This window comes from Neorhizobium descurainiae, assembly GCF_051400715.1.
Classification (GTDB): Bacteria; Pseudomonadota; Alphaproteobacteria; order Rhizobiales; family Rhizobiaceae; genus Neorhizobium.
The window spans coordinates 1-14237 of sequence record NZ_JBLFFK010000023.1; the positions used below are offsets into that span (position 1 = coordinate 1).

15 protein-coding genes and 1 tRNA gene are annotated in these 14237 nt (G+C 62.9%); 3 read left to right on the forward strand and 13 right to left on the reverse strand.

All coding sequences use genetic code 11. The features are described from left to right. Positions 1 to 152: 152 nt before the first annotated feature. From ACMGE0_RS27540 to ACMGE0_RS27575, 8 genes are all read right to left on the reverse strand, one after another. Positions 153 to 983 (reverse strand): MBL fold metallo-hydrolase, encoded by an 831-nt coding sequence (locus ACMGE0_RS27540; RefSeq protein WP_436819081.1) that lies wholly within the window; start codon positions 981 to 983, stop codon positions 153 to 155. Between the two features lie 3 nt (positions 984 to 986). Continuing rightward, entirely contained in the window at positions 987 to 1769 is a 783-nt protein-coding gene (locus ACMGE0_RS27545; protein ID WP_436819082.1) for a TatD family hydrolase, read from the reverse strand. Between the two features lie 9 nt (positions 1770 to 1778). Continuing rightward, entirely contained in the window at positions 1779 to 3332 is a 1554-nt protein-coding gene (metG, locus tag ACMGE0_RS27550; RefSeq protein ID WP_436819083.1) for a methionine--tRNA ligase, read from the reverse strand. Positions 3333 to 3423: 91 nt separating this feature from the next. Continuing rightward, positions 3424 to 4452 (reverse strand): DNA polymerase III subunit delta', encoded by a 1029-nt coding sequence (locus ACMGE0_RS27555; protein WP_436819084.1) that lies wholly within the window; start codon positions 4450 to 4452, stop codon positions 3424 to 3426. After that, positions 4449 to 5129, reverse strand: coding sequence for a dTMP kinase (tmk, locus tag ACMGE0_RS27560; protein ID WP_436819085.1), 681 nt, complete (start codon positions 5127 to 5129; stop codon positions 4449 to 4451). Before tmk ends, ACMGE0_RS27555 begins: the two co-directional genes overlap by 4 nt. Positions 5130 to 5200: 71 nt before the next feature. Next, a complete protein-coding gene (locus ACMGE0_RS27565) occupies positions 5201 to 6367 on the reverse strand; it encodes a D-alanyl-D-alanine carboxypeptidase family protein (RefSeq protein ID WP_436819176.1) in 1167 nt (388 codons plus the stop codon). 67 nt (positions 6368 to 6434) lie between these two features. Next, positions 6435 to 7370, reverse strand: a complete 936-nt coding sequence (locus tag ACMGE0_RS27570; RefSeq protein WP_436819177.1) for a septal ring lytic transglycosylase RlpA family protein — start codon at positions 7368 to 7370, stop codon at positions 6435 to 6437. A gap of 306 nt (positions 7371 to 7676) precedes the next feature. Continuing rightward, complete coding sequence (locus tag ACMGE0_RS27575) at positions 7677 to 7934, reverse strand: DUF6894 family protein (protein WP_436819086.1); 258 nt, start codon at positions 7932 to 7934, stop codon at positions 7677 to 7679. A gap of 138 nt (positions 7935 to 8072) precedes the next feature. Here ACMGE0_RS27575 and ACMGE0_RS27580 point away from each other — a divergent pair, with 138 nt between their 5' ends. Together ACMGE0_RS27580 and ACMGE0_RS27585 are read left to right on the forward strand one after the other, a co-directional pair. Further along, positions 8073 to 8792: a Crp/Fnr family transcriptional regulator gene (locus tag ACMGE0_RS27580; protein WP_436819087.1), complete on the forward strand. Its 720-nt coding sequence runs from the start codon at positions 8073 to 8075 to the stop codon at positions 8790 to 8792. Positions 8793 to 8863: 71 nt separating this feature from the next. Continuing rightward, positions 8864 to 8953 (forward strand) — tRNA-Ser (locus ACMGE0_RS27585). A gap of 311 nt (positions 8954 to 9264) precedes the next feature. On the opposite strand, the gene ACMGE0_RS27590 is transcribed toward ACMGE0_RS27585, so the two are convergent. From ACMGE0_RS27590 to ACMGE0_RS27605, 4 genes are all read right to left on the reverse strand, one after another. Then, positions 9265 to 9894 carry an NADPH-dependent F420 reductase gene (locus ACMGE0_RS27590; protein ID WP_436819178.1) on the reverse strand — a complete coding sequence of 210 codons (630 nt, stop codon included), beginning with the start codon at positions 9892 to 9894 and terminating at the stop codon, positions 9265 to 9267. 43 nt (positions 9895 to 9937) lie between these two features. Further along, positions 9938 to 10879 (reverse strand): SDR family oxidoreductase, encoded by a 942-nt coding sequence (locus ACMGE0_RS27595; RefSeq protein WP_436819088.1) that lies wholly within the window; start codon positions 10877 to 10879, stop codon positions 9938 to 9940. 63 nt (positions 10880 to 10942) lie between these two features. Beyond that, entirely contained in the window at positions 10943 to 11545 is a 603-nt protein-coding gene (locus ACMGE0_RS27600; protein ID WP_436819089.1) for an NADPH-dependent F420 reductase, read from the reverse strand. A gap of 69 nt (positions 11546 to 11614) precedes the next feature. Continuing rightward, positions 11615 to 12349 carry an SDR family NAD(P)-dependent oxidoreductase gene (locus tag ACMGE0_RS27605; RefSeq protein WP_436819090.1) on the reverse strand — a complete coding sequence of 245 codons (735 nt, stop codon included), beginning with the start codon at positions 12347 to 12349 and terminating at the stop codon, positions 11615 to 11617. Between the two features lie 141 nt (positions 12350 to 12490). Between ACMGE0_RS27605 and ACMGE0_RS27610 the strand changes: the two genes are divergently transcribed. Further along, a complete protein-coding gene (locus tag ACMGE0_RS27610; protein ID WP_436819091.1) occupies positions 12491 to 13069 on the forward strand; it encodes a TetR/AcrR family transcriptional regulator in 579 nt (192 codons plus the stop codon). Positions 13070 to 13261: 192 nt separating this feature from the next. Here the strand turns inward: ACMGE0_RS27610 and ACMGE0_RS27615 are convergent, their stop codons facing one another. Further along, positions 13262 to 14224: a LysR family transcriptional regulator gene (locus ACMGE0_RS27615; RefSeq protein ID WP_436819092.1), complete on the reverse strand. Its 963-nt coding sequence runs from the start codon at positions 14222 to 14224 to the stop codon at positions 13262 to 13264. Positions 14225 to 14237: the final 13 nt, after the last annotated feature.

The following is a 14237-nucleotide window of genomic DNA, read 5'->3' on the forward strand; positions in this document are numbered from 1 at the left end:
GGCCGGGGGAGTGTGACATTCCAACTTTGCAGAAACAGGACACTTCAACTTTGCGGCTACATCCAATAATCACATAAGATAGATTATGGAACTGATCCACATGAAAAGAAAATCAACGGCTTGGCGCTGCATCTGTCGTCAGACTGTAAAGACTAAAGCTCGCCTTCCGAGACATCGACATCGAATGCCAGTCCGTCATGGGCCGGCTCCACATTGGCCGGCGTTTCAGCCATGACGATATCGTAGTCCAGAGGAATATGCATATGCGTCAGGACGGCATGTTTCGGTGAAAGCCGCGCGATCCAGTCGAGCGCCTGTTCGAGCGACAGATGGCTCGGATGGTATTTGTATTGCAGCGCGTCGATGATCAGCACGTCGAGCCCCCCGAGCCTGGCAACGGTCTCCGGAGGAAAGTCGCTGACGTCGCTGCTATAGGCCACGTCGCCGATCCTGAACCCCAGCGAATAGATGTCGCCATGCGCCTGTCGATAAGGCAGGAAGCGGATCGGCCCGCCCGGCCCGTCAACGATGATCGGCTCGTCCATGCTCTCGATCAGGAACGGGCGAACGATCGGCGGATAATTGCCGCCCGGCGGCGTTTCGAGGCAATAGCCGAAGCCCTGGCGTATACGCTCCATCGTGAACGGATCGGCATGGATCGGGATGCGATGCCGCTGCAGCATGAAATAGGTCCGCAGGTCGTCGATGCCGTGCAGGTGATCCGCATGCGCATGGGTATAAAGCACCGCATCGACCCGCTGCACATTGGCGGCCACCATCTGCTGGCGGAAATCCGGTCCGGTATCGACCACGACAACGGTGCTGCCGCCATCAGGCCCGATCTGTTCGACCATGAAAGCCGCACGGGTCCGGTGGTTCTTGGGATTGTTCGGATTGCAGGCGCCCCAGTCGCCGTTGGGCCGCGGCACGCCTGGCGACGACGAGCAGCCGAGGATGGTGAAGCGCCGCCGATACCGTGCCACCGGTCAGAGCCTCGGCATCTTGGAGAAGATGCGGAACGCATTCTCCGTGGTGATCCGGGCGATCTCCTCACAAGCGACGCCCTTGCATTCGGCGAGCACCTCGGCCGTATTGATCACATAGGAAGGCTCGTTGCGTTTGCCGCGCCAGCGCTTCGGCGCCAGATACGGCGCGTCGGTCTCGACCAGCAGCCGATCCGTCGGCACGGCTTTGGCTATGTCCCGCAGTTCTTCCGATTTCGGGAAGGTCAGAATGCCGGAGAACGACACGTATCCGCCGAGCTCGACGCCGGTGCGGGCGAGGTCGGCTCCCGAAGAAAAGCAGTGCAGGATGAAGGGGAAGGCCCCCTTCCCGCTTTCCGTGGTCAGGATATCGATCATGTCCTCGTCGGCGCTGCGGCTGTGGATCACGAGCGGCAAACCGGTTTCGCGTGCCGCCGCGATATGGCGGACGAACCCGGTCTTCTGGTCGGCCGGCGTCTGCGTGTCGTAGAAATAGTCGAGCCCCGCTTCGCCGATCGCGACGATCTTCTCATGCTGGTTGGCGAGCCGCACTAGGTCTTCCGTCTGGACGTCCAGTTCCTCGCCGGCATTGTTCGGATGCGTGCCGACGGAACAGAAAACCGAGGGATATTTCTCCGTGATCGCCAAAAGGCCGTCCAGTTTTCGCACCCGCGTCGAAATGGTCACCATCTGCTTCACGCCGGCCTCGTGAGCGCGCGCGACGATCGCATCGCGTTCCTCCGCGAAATCGGCAAAATCCAGATGGCAATGGGTATCGATCAGCATGAACAAGCCTTACGAGGTCGTTTCGGGCGCCACGTAACGCGGGAAGACCGGCTGCGGCGCTTCGAGGGCCGTGCCCGGCTTCAGACGGCCGGCTTGCCCAAGCGCGGCAAAGTCTCGGCTGTCGGCCGGCGCCGCCACCAGATCGAGCAGTTTGGCAGACGATTCCGGCATGAAGGGCTGCAGCAGGATGGCGATCTGGCGCACCACTTCCGCCGTCACGTAGAGCACCGTGGCCATGCGGGCCGGATCGGTTTTCCTCAGCACCCAGGGCGCCTGGGCGGCGAAATAGCGGTCCGTATCGGAAACGACGCCGATGATCGCCGCGAGCGCCCGGTGGATGGCCTGCTTGCTCATCTCCTCCCGGCAGATCGCGATGAGCCCGTCGGCCGCGGCGAGCAGTTCCCTGTCCGCGTCGGTAAGTTCGCCGGGCTCCGGAATGTGGCCGTCGCAATTCTTGACGATCATCGACAGCGAGCGGCTGGCGAGATTGCCGATGCCGTTGGCGAGGTCCGCATTGACGCGGGCTGCGATGAGCTGCTCGTTGCAATTGCCGTCCTGGCCGAAGGAAATCTCGCGGCAGAGATAATAGCGCACGTAGTCGAGCCCGAACTTTTCCAGAAGCTCGAACGGATCGACGACGTTGCCGAGCGATTTCGACATCTTCTCGCCGGCGTTCAGCACGAAGCCATGCGCGTAGACACGCTTCGGCAACGGCAGCCTGGCCGACATCAGGAAGGCCGGCCAATAGACGGCGTGGAAGCGGATGATGTCCTTGCCGATGATATGCACATCCGCCGGCCAGTATTTTGCGCGCGGACCTTTCGGGTCCTCCAGATAGCCGGTGGCGGTGATGTAGTTGGTCAGCGCATCGACCCACACGTACATGACATGCGCCGGATCGTTCGGTACCTTGATACCCCAATCGAAGGTGGTGCGGGAAACCGACAGGTCCCTGAGGCCGGACTTGACGAAGGAAATCACTTCGTTGCGGCGCTCGTTCGGGCCGATGAAGTCCGGGTTCTCCTCATAGTGCTTGAGCAGCTTGTCGCCATAGGCGGAAAGCCGGAAGAAATAACTCGACTCCTCCACCCATTCGACCGGCGTGCCCTGCGGTCCGTAACGCACGCCATCGCGCACTTCGGTCTCGTTTTCGGCGTAATAGGCCTCGTCGCGCACCGAATACCAGCCAGCATAGGTATCCTTGTAGATGTCGCCGTTATCGGCCATCAGGTTCCAGATGTCCCTGGAAGCCTCGTGATGGCGCGGTTCGGTGGTGCGGATGAAATCGTCGTTCGACGCGTTCAACAGCCGGCCCATCCCGCGGAATTCGGTGGAGTTGCGTTCCGCAAGCTCCTCCGGGGTGACCCCTTCGGCACGCGCCGTCTGCTGCATCTTTTGGCCGTGCTCGTCCGTGCCGGTCAGGAAGAAGACATCCTTGCCGTCGAGGCGCTGGAAGCGCGCCATGGCATCCGTCGCGATCAGCTCATAGGCATGGCCGATATGCGGCTTGCCGTTCGGGTAGGAAATCGCGGTGGTGATGTAATAGGGCGTCTTGTCGGACATGGGGCACTCGGGCACTTGGATTTGTTCATGCCGCTCTTAGCGCATGTTTCGCGGATGCGAAACACAAAGTTCCTCTATGAGGTTCCCTCGCCTAGCGTCTGGCGGCCTCAAGGATCGAGAGGATCGTCTGCTTGCGGTCGAGGTTGTAAGCCTGCGCGACGGTGATCTTCTCGCCGATGTCGCTGACGAGTTTCGCCTGACGGTCGGCGGCTGCAAGGTCGCCGCCAAGCGCTGCCGCTCGTGCCCGGCCGACGAGATGGTCGCTCAGATGCTCCAGGAAGAAGCCGAAGATCACGTCGCTCTCCTTGCCGGATAGCACGTCCGCCAGCCGGTGCATGGCTTTGCGCGCCGTCGGGCCTTCCGCGGCGATCACCTCGTCGAAGGCGGCGATGATCTCGGTGCCGCCGTAATTCAGGAGTTTTAGCGCCTGCGAGACGCTGCCCTTCCCCATCGAGAGCACCATTTCCTCGGTCTTGCCGCCGTCGAGCGGCATTCCAAGTCCGGCCAGCGCCTTCGCAAGATCGCCGTCACTCAGCGGTGACAGTTTCAGCGGCTGGCAACGGGAGCGGATCGTCGGCAGGAGTTTCCCGGGCGCATGGGACAGCACCAGGAAGAGCGCCCGCCGCGGCGGCTCTTCGAGAATCTTCAGGATGGCATTCGCCGCATTGCGGTTGAGGTCGTCGGCGGGATCGATGATGACGATCCGCCAGTTGCCCGTGCCGGACGTCTGCGAGAAGAAGTGCCCTGCCCTGCGTACCTCGTCCACGGTGATCGCAGCCTTTGTCTTGCCGGTCTTTTCGTCCACCGGTCGGGCCAGATGCAGAAGATTGTGCGAGGCGCCCGAGGCGATCTGCCGGCTGACGGGCGAATCCGGGTCCGGATCGGCGATATGATCGGGTGCCGTCGCGGGATCTGGATGGGTGAGCACATGATTGGCGAAGCGGAAGGCGAGCGTCGTCTTGCCGATTCCCTCCGGGCCTTCGATCAGGATCGCGTGGTGGCCCTTGCCGGAGCGGTAACTGCGGGCAAGGAAATCCTCGGCGGCCCGGTGACCGTAGAGATGCGGATTGCGTGCCGGCGGTACGGCGCCGTCGAGAATGCCCGGGGTTTCCTCGCTCATCCGACCGATTCCGTGCTGGCCGCCCGAGCGGAGCGGAGCTCGCGCACCATCGGTTCGACGATCGCCAAAATCTCCTCCGCGATCTCCTCTTCCGGGCGCTCGGCATTCACCACGCGGCAGCGTTCTGGCTCGGCCTCCGCGATCTCCAGATAGGCCTCCCGGCGCTTCTCGTGCGTCTCGATCTCCTCGCGTTCGAAACGGTCCGGAGCGTTCTCTGCACTCCGCTTGCGGGCGCGCTTCAGCCCCACTTCGGCCGGCAGATCGAGGATTAGCGTGCAGTCCGGCACCACGCCGTCGATCGCGATCCGCTGCAGCGCCTCGATGAAATCCGGCTCCAGGTTGCCGGTGACGCCCTGATAGACGCGTGAGGAATCGATGAAGCGGTCGCAGAGCACGATCGCGCCGCTTTCGAGCGCGGGCCGGATGACTTCCTCGACGTGATCGTTGCGGGCGGCGGCAAACAGGATGGCTTCCATGCGCACACCGAATTCCTCCGCCGCGCCCGAGAGAAGAACGTGGCGCACCGCCTCCGCCCCCGGAGAACCGCCCGGTTCGCGGGTCATCAGCACGTCATGGCCGCGCCGGCGCAACTGGTCAGCCAGCCGGCGAATCTGGGTGGATTTGCCAGCCCCCTCCCCGCCCTCGAAAGTCACGAACAATCCGGTATGTTCTGCCACGCGTCTTTCCGCACTCACTTCTTTATCGGCTTATAACGCATACGAGTGCGCTGCGAAACAACGTCTGCATGCTAAAGCCAGAAGAACATCAGTTCCAGGAGAGCATCGGTCGCCTGGCTCGTGAGGCTGCCCGTCCCGACCGATTGCCCCGTCACCAGCGGCACCTCCCGCACCACCCGGTCTCCTGCGGAAATTCTCAATACGCCGACGTCCTGCCCTTCGGCGACCGGCGCTCTGAGCGGCCAGCGATAGACGATCCGCCCGCTCAGTCGGTCGGGGTTATTGGTCGGCAGATAGATGTCGACAGGTTCTCTCGCGACGAGATCGACGTAACGTGAGGTGCCGCCGTAGACGCTCGCCTGCCCGATAACCTCGCCTGGGCGGAAGAGCACCTTGGTCTCGAATGACGAAAGCCCCCATTCCAGAACCCGGCGTGCTTCCTCGAGCCTCTCCTTGTCGCTCGCAAGGCCACCCATCGCCAGGAAGAGCCGCGTGCCGTTCCGCTCCACCGAGGCGACCAGCGCGTAACCGGAGCCCTCCGCAAAACCGGCGCCCAGGCCGTCGATGCCGATGTTGAGAGCCATCAGCGGGTTCTTGTTGCGCTGGAAAATCCTGTTCCATTCGAAATCCGGCTGCGCATAGAGCGGATAGAATTCCGGATATTCGCGATGGATGTGTCGTGCGAGCTCGACCAGATCGCGCGCGGTGGTGCGGCTCTCCGCACCCGGCAGCCCGGTGGAATTGCCGAAGACCGAGCGGGTAAGGCCGAGGTCCTTGGCGCGTGCGGTCATGCGCGCGGCGAATTCCGCGTCGGAGCGAGAAATACCCTCGGCCAGCACGATGCAGGCGTCGTTGGCATTCTGGATGATCACGCCCTTGACGAGGTCCTCGACGCGCACCTGGGATTTCAGCGCCGCGAACATGGTGGTCGTGCCGGAAGGCGCTCCGCCGGTCCGCCAGGCATGTTCGCTGACGGGATAGACCGTGTCCTGGCTGATCTCGCCCCTTTTCATGGCGCTGAAGACGACCTCCATCGTCATCAGTTTGGCGAGCGATGCGGGCGGGAAAGTCTGGTTTTCGTTGGAGGCGAGCAGCACCGTGCCGGTCTTCGCCTCCACCATGTAGACCTGTTTGGCCTTGGTGACGAAACCGGACGAAGGCTCCTGCGCGTTCGCGGCTCCGGAGAGGCGGGCGGCTGCAAGGATAGCCAGGCAAAGGAGGAACAGAAGGCGTCGCATCATCACCACAGACCGTTTCATCCCCATGCGTAGCAGTGCCGATTGCGGGCGGCAATCGGCACGAGACTCAACGCACGGGCTTTTGAGCGGGTCTTGGAGATTCGAGGATCATGTTGCCGAACATGACCTGCGGGGCCCTCGACGGTTCGGCGGCATAGGCGGCCGCAACGGTCCTGACCGGCTGGCGCATGTCGCCGCCTGCCGGCCGCTCCGCGGGCACCGGACCGAGTTGCGGCAGCACGGCGAACTGCTCGATAGCCTGGAATGCCCGGGTTGCGGCCGGGACCGGCGCCGCGCCGTTCGGCGTGCGTCCGGCAAGCGCGACCGGCTTCGGCACGGCGGAACCATAGCTCTGAAGCTGGTCGCCGAGCGGCTGGTTTGAGGCGACCATGACACCGGTCGCGATCTGCCCTTCCGGCTGGATCGACGGCAGGCGGTCGCCCTTGCGGACATAGGATGCCATCAGGAACGGCATGTCCCTGCCGTCCATGCGCGCGCGGCCCACATACTGCACGTTGAAATGCCCGGTGCCGGTCCGCTTGATATCGAGCAGATCGGCCGTCTTGCTGGAGACGTCGATGATGCGGCCCGGATGATAGGGGCCGCGATCGTTGACGCGGACGATGACCGACGAGCCGGTGTCCAGATTGGTGACGCGTGCGTAGCTCGGCAGCGGAAAGGTCGGATGAGCGGCCGACAGGTGGTCGCTGTCGTAGACCTCCCCATTGGCGGTGAGCCGCCCGTGGAAGGCCGAGCCGTACCAGGAGGCAAGACCGTTCTTGTTGTAGTTCGGGTCTTCCTTCGGAACGTAGGTCTTGCCCTTTACCTCATAGGGCTGACCGACTATGAAGCGACCGCCGCCCTTCGGCACGGCCTGGCCTTCGCGAACAACCCGCGGGCTGGCCTTAACGCCGTATTCCTTTTCGGAGAAATATTCCTTGCTGCGGGATTTCTTCTTCGGAGCCTCGGTCGTGGCGCAAGAGGCCATCCCCACGCAGACCATCGTTATCCCGAGCCATTTCGCACCCAGCGAAAGCTTGCCGCCACTCAAACCCAAACCCGTCGTCCCATGCCGCTTTCGCCGCGACGAGCAGTCGACAGTCCTCGTTACTGTCCCGCTTTTCGCAGCCATTGAACCGGTTCGGGACATACCCCTATGTCGCCGAACTCAATGGAATGGGAGTTTTGCCGGCAAAATGGCAACAATGCGAATGAAATCGGGCGGATAGATAAACTTCTGCGCACTATGGTTAACCATTGGTTCATGCGGCGGGTGGCAAACGAGGTTTGGAGGGTCCCGACCCGGCCATTACTTGGAATCGGTTTCCGCGTCGTCATGCCAGCGGGTTTTGAACGACAGGTTGCCGGTAAGCACCGGCCGGCCCCGTTCGTCGCGTACTGTGACGGAGATTGCGCCGTCTCCGCTGCCCGGAAGTTCTTCCGAAGCGATATCCACCAGAATCCGGCTCACTTCCCGGCTGATGTCCTCGCGGGTGGATACATCCTGGCCCTGCTCGTCGCGAATGAGGCCGCTGCCGTTGACGAGATCGAAGAAATATCGCGCCATGCCGTTCTTCCCGCCTTCATACATTGCACCCGAATTACCGGTTGGGGATTTTGTTCCTTTCCGGTGGTCCCGCGGTTTGATAGCCCTATATGATGTTTCCCCAAACCTTGTCGGCACAGGAAATCACCGAGGAAGAACGTGATCGAATCCCTGCTTCTCAATCTCGGACAGCATGACGTTCTGACCGACGAGGAGCAGGATATACTCGGAGACATCATTGGCAGGGAGCGGCGGTTTCCGACGGGGGAGGATCTGGTGGTCGAGGGGTTCAGACCTGGCCATAGCAGCCTGCTCATCGATGGCTTCGCGGCCCGTTACAAGCTGACGGCGGAGGGGACGCGGCAGATCACGGCGATCCATGTGGCCGGCGATTTCGTCGATCTGCATGCCTTCCTTCTAAAGACCATGGATCACGGCGTCGTCGCGCTCTCCGCCTGTCATGTGGCCTATGCCGATCACGCGGAACTCAAGCTGGTGACCGAACGCCATCCCCATCTGACCCGCATGCTCTGGCTCGATACGCTGGTCCACGGCTCGATCCACCGGGCCTGGATCGTCGCCATGGGCCGGCGTTCCAAGGCCTCCCACCTCGCCCACATCATCTGCGAACTGTTCGTCCGGCTTCGGGTGGTTCACCGGGTCAACGGCTGGAGCTTCTATCTGCCTCTTTCCCAGGGCGAGATGGCCGATGTTCTGGGGCTGTCGCTTGTGCACATGAACCGCGTCATCCAGACGCTTCGGCGGGAAGGCCTGATCTCGTGGGTCAACCAGACCGTCACGATCCTGGATTGGGAGCGGTTGAAGGAGGTCGCGGAATTCGACCCGACCTATCTCAGTCTCTCGGTGGAGCCGAGATGAGGATTTTGACGCGAAATGATCTCCCTTGGTTGACGCCGAAATGCGGCCGGCTATAAAGCCACAGCCGAGAAGGAAGAGTGTCCGAGCGGTTTAAGGAACCGGTCTTGAAAACCGGCGTGCGGGAAACCGTACCGTGGGTTCGAATCCCACCTCTTCCGCCATTGGCCGCCGATTGCCCTCTATGGGCCGATATAGCCGCCGATCACCGCATCATAACAAGCGGCACAGCATCAGATCGCAGCCACTTCGCCAGCATCGTCTCGGAGCGCTCGCTCCACAATGCCTCGACAAGCGGACCATCGAATGCCCGGCCCCCCAAATGTGCGCGACCCTGTACTTATCTGCAGCGGCTAACACATAGCGCAGATACTGCAACACGATCCTGGAAGGAGGCGAGCAGGCCGGGCGCCGGGTGGTATATGTGCTTGACCTCTTTGCCATGGGGATTGCGAATATCGTTGTCGCGCTACCCCTACGCCCCGAGATCGACGTTCATGGCGAAGTCCCAGGTGCCGGCACCCTTTTTGGCCAGGCCGATCATCATCAGGCCGAGCGCCTCTAGCGTCTGGGCCATGTGCAGGCCACCGACATCGAACGGACGCAGCCCGAGGCTTTCGAGGAAGGTCGAGACGTGCGCCTTTGCTTCCGCATCGTCGGCTGCGATAAACGCGTCGAGGCGTCCACCCTTGGTAAGTACGTGACCGAAGATCGTATTGAACGCCTTCACGACATGCGCGCCGGCGGGGAGGCCCTTGGCGGTCTCCTGCGCACCAGAGCTGCCATGCGGGGTGACGAGGCCCGAAAGGTCGGGGGCAACCGGGTTGGCGATGTCGATGATCACCTTGCCGTCGAGCGCTTCCCCAAAGTCGGCCACCACCGCGGCCGCACCGGAGTACGGCACGGCGAGGATGACGATGTCGCCCGCAGGCGCGGCGCCGTACGTCCCTGCCGTCGCTCCGGCTGCGAGCCGGTCGGCGAGCGCCCGCGCCTTGGCGGTGTCGCGGTTGATCACCTCGACAGTGTGTCCGGCCTTGGCGGTACGGCCCGCGATCGCGGCGGCCATGGCTCCTGCGCCGATGATGCTGATAGTGCTCATGTTCAGTCTCCTGAAGAAGTGGAACGTTGTTCGTGGTCTCTACGCGGGATCAGCCGGCGGGGAAGTAATGGCCGTTGTCCAAGTCGGCGAGCAGGCCGGGCTGAGCGGGTTCCCAGCCGAGGGCTTGGCGGGTGATGAGATTGGACGCCGGGACGTCCAGCCTGACCAAATTCGCGAGGAACCCAAAGTACCCCGGCAGCATCAGGACATCGGCGGGAATGGGCACGGCCGGTAGGTTCAGACGGCTGCCAATGGCCTCGGCGATTTCGCGGAACGGGATACCCTCGTCGGCAACCGCGTGCCAGTGTCTGCCGGCTGGGCCCTTCTCCAGCGCCAGGCGGAACAAAGAGGCGAGATCGCGGGCGTGCACGGCCGGCCACAGGTTCGCGCCGTCTCCGGGGTAGCCGATGACGCCCTTCTCCTTCGCAAGCCCGATCAGCAGCGGGAGGAAGCCGGCATTATCGGTCGTGCTGTGCGCGATGGGAGGAATCCGCACGACCGAAGACCGCACGCCCCGCTCCGCGAGACCGATTACGGTGGTTTCCACGATGTTGCGAACCCGCAGAGTACCCTTATACGCGTCGCCGCCGGGAAGGGCCGGGTCCTCCTCGGTGGCCGGCCGGCCCAGGTTTTCCCACCCGGGCGAGCCAATGCTCCCCGACACGACCAGCGGCTTTCCGGTCCCTGCCAGTGCCTCGCCGTAAGCGAGCATGATCTGGAGCTCCGCGGCGGCCACGGCGTCGATCCCGCCGGAGGGAAGCAGGTCTTGCCTGTGTGCGACGTGGATGACACCGTCGGAGTCTGCGGCCGCCTCCTTGAGCCCGTCGAGATCCTCAAGGCTGCCGCGACGCACCTTGGCACCGAGCGCGGACACCGTCGCCACGGCCGCGTCCGACCTGGCCAGGCCAGTGACCTCGTGTCCGGCGGCGACGAGCTCGGGAATGATGTACGAACCGATATGGCCGGTCCCTCCGATAACCAAAATGCGCATACTGCTGCTCCTTGTAAGTGATGTCATGCGAGAGGCGCCGTTACGGCTGCGCCCATGCACGATTCATCCGTCGAACTTGACAAAGTCCTTGAAGATCAGTTGACCCCAGGTATTGCCGCGCGCCTGGACTAGCAGTCCACCTTCAGAAAGCCCGCCAAGTTTGATCGCCGAGAAACCGAGCTTTTCCGCAAGCGCACCAATCTCCGCTGCGGCGCTGTCATCGTCGCTCGCCAGAAACACGACTCTCCTGCCACCATGTACGGCCGGATCTTGGTCAAGGACGGCAGCCACCAAATGGTTGAAGCCCTTGACCAGTCGTCCACCGGCGAAGGCCTGCGCGACGGACTTGGACGAAGGCTGTCCTCCCAGTTCCTCAGGGGGCACGCCGTAGGCATTGGTCACATCGACGATGGTCTTGCCCTGCCAGGTGGGAAGCGCCGTCGCGACATCCGGGTGCTGTTCGAAACGGACAGCCAAAAAGATGATGTCCGCCTTGACGGCGTCCGCCAGTTTTTTGGGAATGATCGTGGGGCCGATCGCGGCCGCAGCGGATGCAAAGCCTTCCGGGTCACGCGTGGTTGCAACGGATACTTCGATGCCGTTACGGGCAAACGCCTTGGCCAGGGCCTGGCCGATATTGCCGAAGCCGATGATTGCGTAGCTCATGTATTTCCCTCGGTTACCGAGCCCTACGGGCTCCGAATATTTGAACGAAGTCCGGCCGGGCGTAGTGCGTCAGATTTGCGCCAGGCCGCCGTCGACGGCGACCTCGCTGGCGGTCATGAAGCTGCTGTCCTGCGACGCGAGAAAGACGGCTACCGCTCCGATCTCCTCCGGATCGGCCATGCGCTGGAGCGGATTCATCGAGGCGAAGACCTTCTGGCCTTCCTCGCCCAGCGCTTCCTTCGCGAGTTCGGTCGCGGTCGGCCCGGGCGACAGCACGTTTACCCGGATGCCGGTGCCCTTCAGGTCCTCCGCCCAGGTCCGCGCGAGGTTGCGCACTGCCGCCTTGCTCGCGCTGTAGGCGCTGAATGCCGGGGCCCCCGTGGTGCCCGCGCTCGATCCCGTCAGGATGATCGAACCGCCATGGCCCATCAGCGGCAGCGCCTTCTGGACGGTGAAGATCGTACCCTTCACATTGGTGTCGAAGGTTTCGTCAATATGCTCGGCGGTAATCTTGCCGAGCGGAAGCGGGCTTCCCGCCCCGGCATTGGCGAAGACGATGTCGAGGGATCCGCGCTCGGCCTTCACCGCCGCGTAAAGCCGGTCGAGGTCGGCCGGATCGGAGACCGAGCCCTTCACCGCGCGGGCATTGGGCCCGAGGTCGGCCACAGCCGCGTCGAGCGCTTCCTGCCGGCGGCCGAAGATGAAGACGAAGGCGCCCTCCTCGATGAAGCGCTTTGCTGCGGCGCGGCCGATGCCGGTAGCGCCACCTGTGATGACTGCAACCTTACCACCAAGCTTTCCCATGACTTTTCCTTTCGTCGTCTCGGGCAGCGCCTGTTGCCATTCGCGCATACGCACGCTACCTATAATGGATCACTGATCCGCTTCATAATCGGATCGCCGATCCACATATGTGAACCATTGATCCGTTTATCAAGGCAGTCCATGCGAGCCGACGCAGAAAAAAATCGCAGCCAAATTCTTAACGTTGCGCGTGACGTCGTCACCGAGCATGGGGCCGACGCGTCGATGCGCGATATCGCCCGCCGGGCCGGCGTCGGGTTGGCCACACTCCTTCGTCATTTCCCGACGCGGGAAGCCCTGTTCGAAGCGTTGCTGTGTACCAATCTGGACGCACTGACGCAGAAGGCAGACGAACTCGAAACGTCGACTTCGGCTGACGAAGCACTTCTCTCCTGGTTTCGGGAATTGGTGGCATTCACCCAAAGCTATAGGGGCGTTGTCGCCATGATGGCGGCCGCCCACACGAACCCGGACTCCGCTCTTTATGCTTCGTGCGCAGCGGTGCACTCGGCAGGCGCGCGACTGCTGCTCCGTGCTCAGGGCGAGGGAACGGCGCGCGCCGATATGAATGGGGACGACCTGTTCGCCCTGATAACGGCTCTCGGCTGGGCGGTCGACCAACCCTCTTTCGCGCCGCGGGCGGACCATCTCGTTCACCTTATTACGAGCGCCATCCTGACAAATCGGCTTGGCAACGATGTCAAGAAGGCAACGCGATGAATCGGATCAACATCGGATGGCAGCAATGCGCCCGACATCAGGGCGTCGTTCGGCGTGTTACGTGTGGGAGAGTCATAGCGGACGTTAGGTGGTTGATCCCGCCGATTGTCGCATGGAGCCAGTGAAGGCTTGAGAAGAGCTTGCCTGCCGTTGCGCCAGTGCCGACATTTCGAACGATACGCGGGGATGGTCTCAGTTGGCGGCTGTCGGTACTGCCGGGCCCACCTGCGCGAGCAATGAGACGAGCCATGCGAGGCCCGCGTCCCCGAGCGCGACCCGCGGCGTGACGATGTTGAGGTCGAACCGACCGAGCGGCAGCGTCGCGTCGACGCCGACGACGCCAAAGCGGGCAGCATGCTCCGCCACGAAACGTCGCGGCAGCGCCGAGATCAGATCGCTGCGAGAAAGCACTGCAAGCGCGAACATGAAGTTGGGCACCGTCAGCGCGACCCGCCGCGACAGGCCCTGCTCCGCGAGCACGTTGTCGACGAAACCGTGGGCATCGCCCGAGTGGGAAACCACGAGATGCTGCGCGGCGCAGTAATTGTGCAGGTTCGCGTCAGAAACGAAAGGATGTCCGGCCCGCGCCGCGACCACGAAATCCTCATGATAGAGCAGGCGATACGCGAAGCGGGCCGGAAACGCGCCGTTGGGAATGATCGCTATATCCATCGCGCGCGCCTCGAGATCGGAAAGAGCGTCGCGCCAGGCAAGGTCCGGATTCGGTTCGCCTTGCCTCGGCAGCAATTGCCGGATGCTGACCGCAACGGCAGGCGCGGTCTTCGCCAGCACGTCGAGCAGCGGCGGCAGGAACACCGCCGAGACGCCATCCGGTGCGCCGATCGTGAAACGCCTGGTGGAACGCGCCGGATCGAAAGGCTCCGTGCTGGCGACGATACCCCGTATTCGCGTCAGCACGTCCGTAATCGCGGGAGCAAGCTCCTCGGCCCTGTTGGTCGGGACCACACCTTTCGGCGTCTTGAGGAACAGCGGATCGCCCAGCACTGTGCGCAACCGGCCGAGCCCATGGCTGATCGCCGAGGGCGACAGGTTGAGACGTTCGGCCGAACGGCCGACATGGCGCTCCTCCATCACGACCTCGAACAACACCAGCAGATTGAGGTCGATGCGGGACAGATTAATCTGGTTCAGCATATCGCTGCAATCA

Bases quoted from the DNA above. Each gene is read 5' to 3' on its own strand.
- ACMGE0_RS27570 (WP_436819177.1), bottom strand. From the start codon at position 7,370: ATGGTCTGCGTGGGGATGGCCTCTTGCGCCACGACCGAGGCTCCGAAG.
- ACMGE0_RS27545 (WP_436819082.1), bottom strand. From the start codon at position 1,769: ATGCTGATCGATACCCATTGCCATCTGGATTTTGCCGATTTCGCGGAG.
- ACMGE0_RS27600 (WP_436819089.1), bottom strand. From the start codon at position 11,545: ATGAGCTACGCAATCATCGGCTTCGGCAATATCGGCCAGGCCCTGGCC.
- metG (WP_436819083.1), bottom strand. From the start codon at position 3,332: ATGTCCGACAAGACGCCCTATTACATCACCACCGCGATTTCCTACCCG.
- ACMGE0_RS27595 (WP_436819088.1), bottom strand. From the start codon at position 10,879: ATGCGCATTTTGGTTATCGGAGGGACCGGCCATATCGGTTCGTACATC.
- ACMGE0_RS27565 (WP_436819176.1), bottom strand. From the start codon at position 6,367: ATGCGACGCCTTCTGTTCCTCCTTTGCCTGGCTATCCTTGCAGCCGCC.
- ACMGE0_RS27605 (WP_436819090.1), bottom strand. From the start codon at position 12,349: ATGGGAAAGCTTGGTGGTAAGGTTGCAGTCATCACAGGTGGCGCTACC.
- ACMGE0_RS27555 (WP_436819084.1), bottom strand. From the start codon at position 4,452: ATGAGCGAGGAAACCCCGGGCATTCTCGACGGCGCCGTACCGCCGGCA.
- ACMGE0_RS27575 (WP_436819086.1), bottom strand. From the start codon at position 7,934: ATGGCGCGATATTTCTTCGATCTCGTCAACGGCAGCGGCCTCATTCGC.
- ACMGE0_RS27615 (WP_436819092.1), bottom strand. From the start codon at position 14,224: ATGCTGAACCAGATTAATCTGTCCCGCATCGACCTCAATCTGCTGGTG.
- ACMGE0_RS27610 (WP_436819091.1), top strand. From the start codon at position 12,491: ATGCGAGCCGACGCAGAAAAAAATCGCAGCCAAATTCTTAACGTTGCG.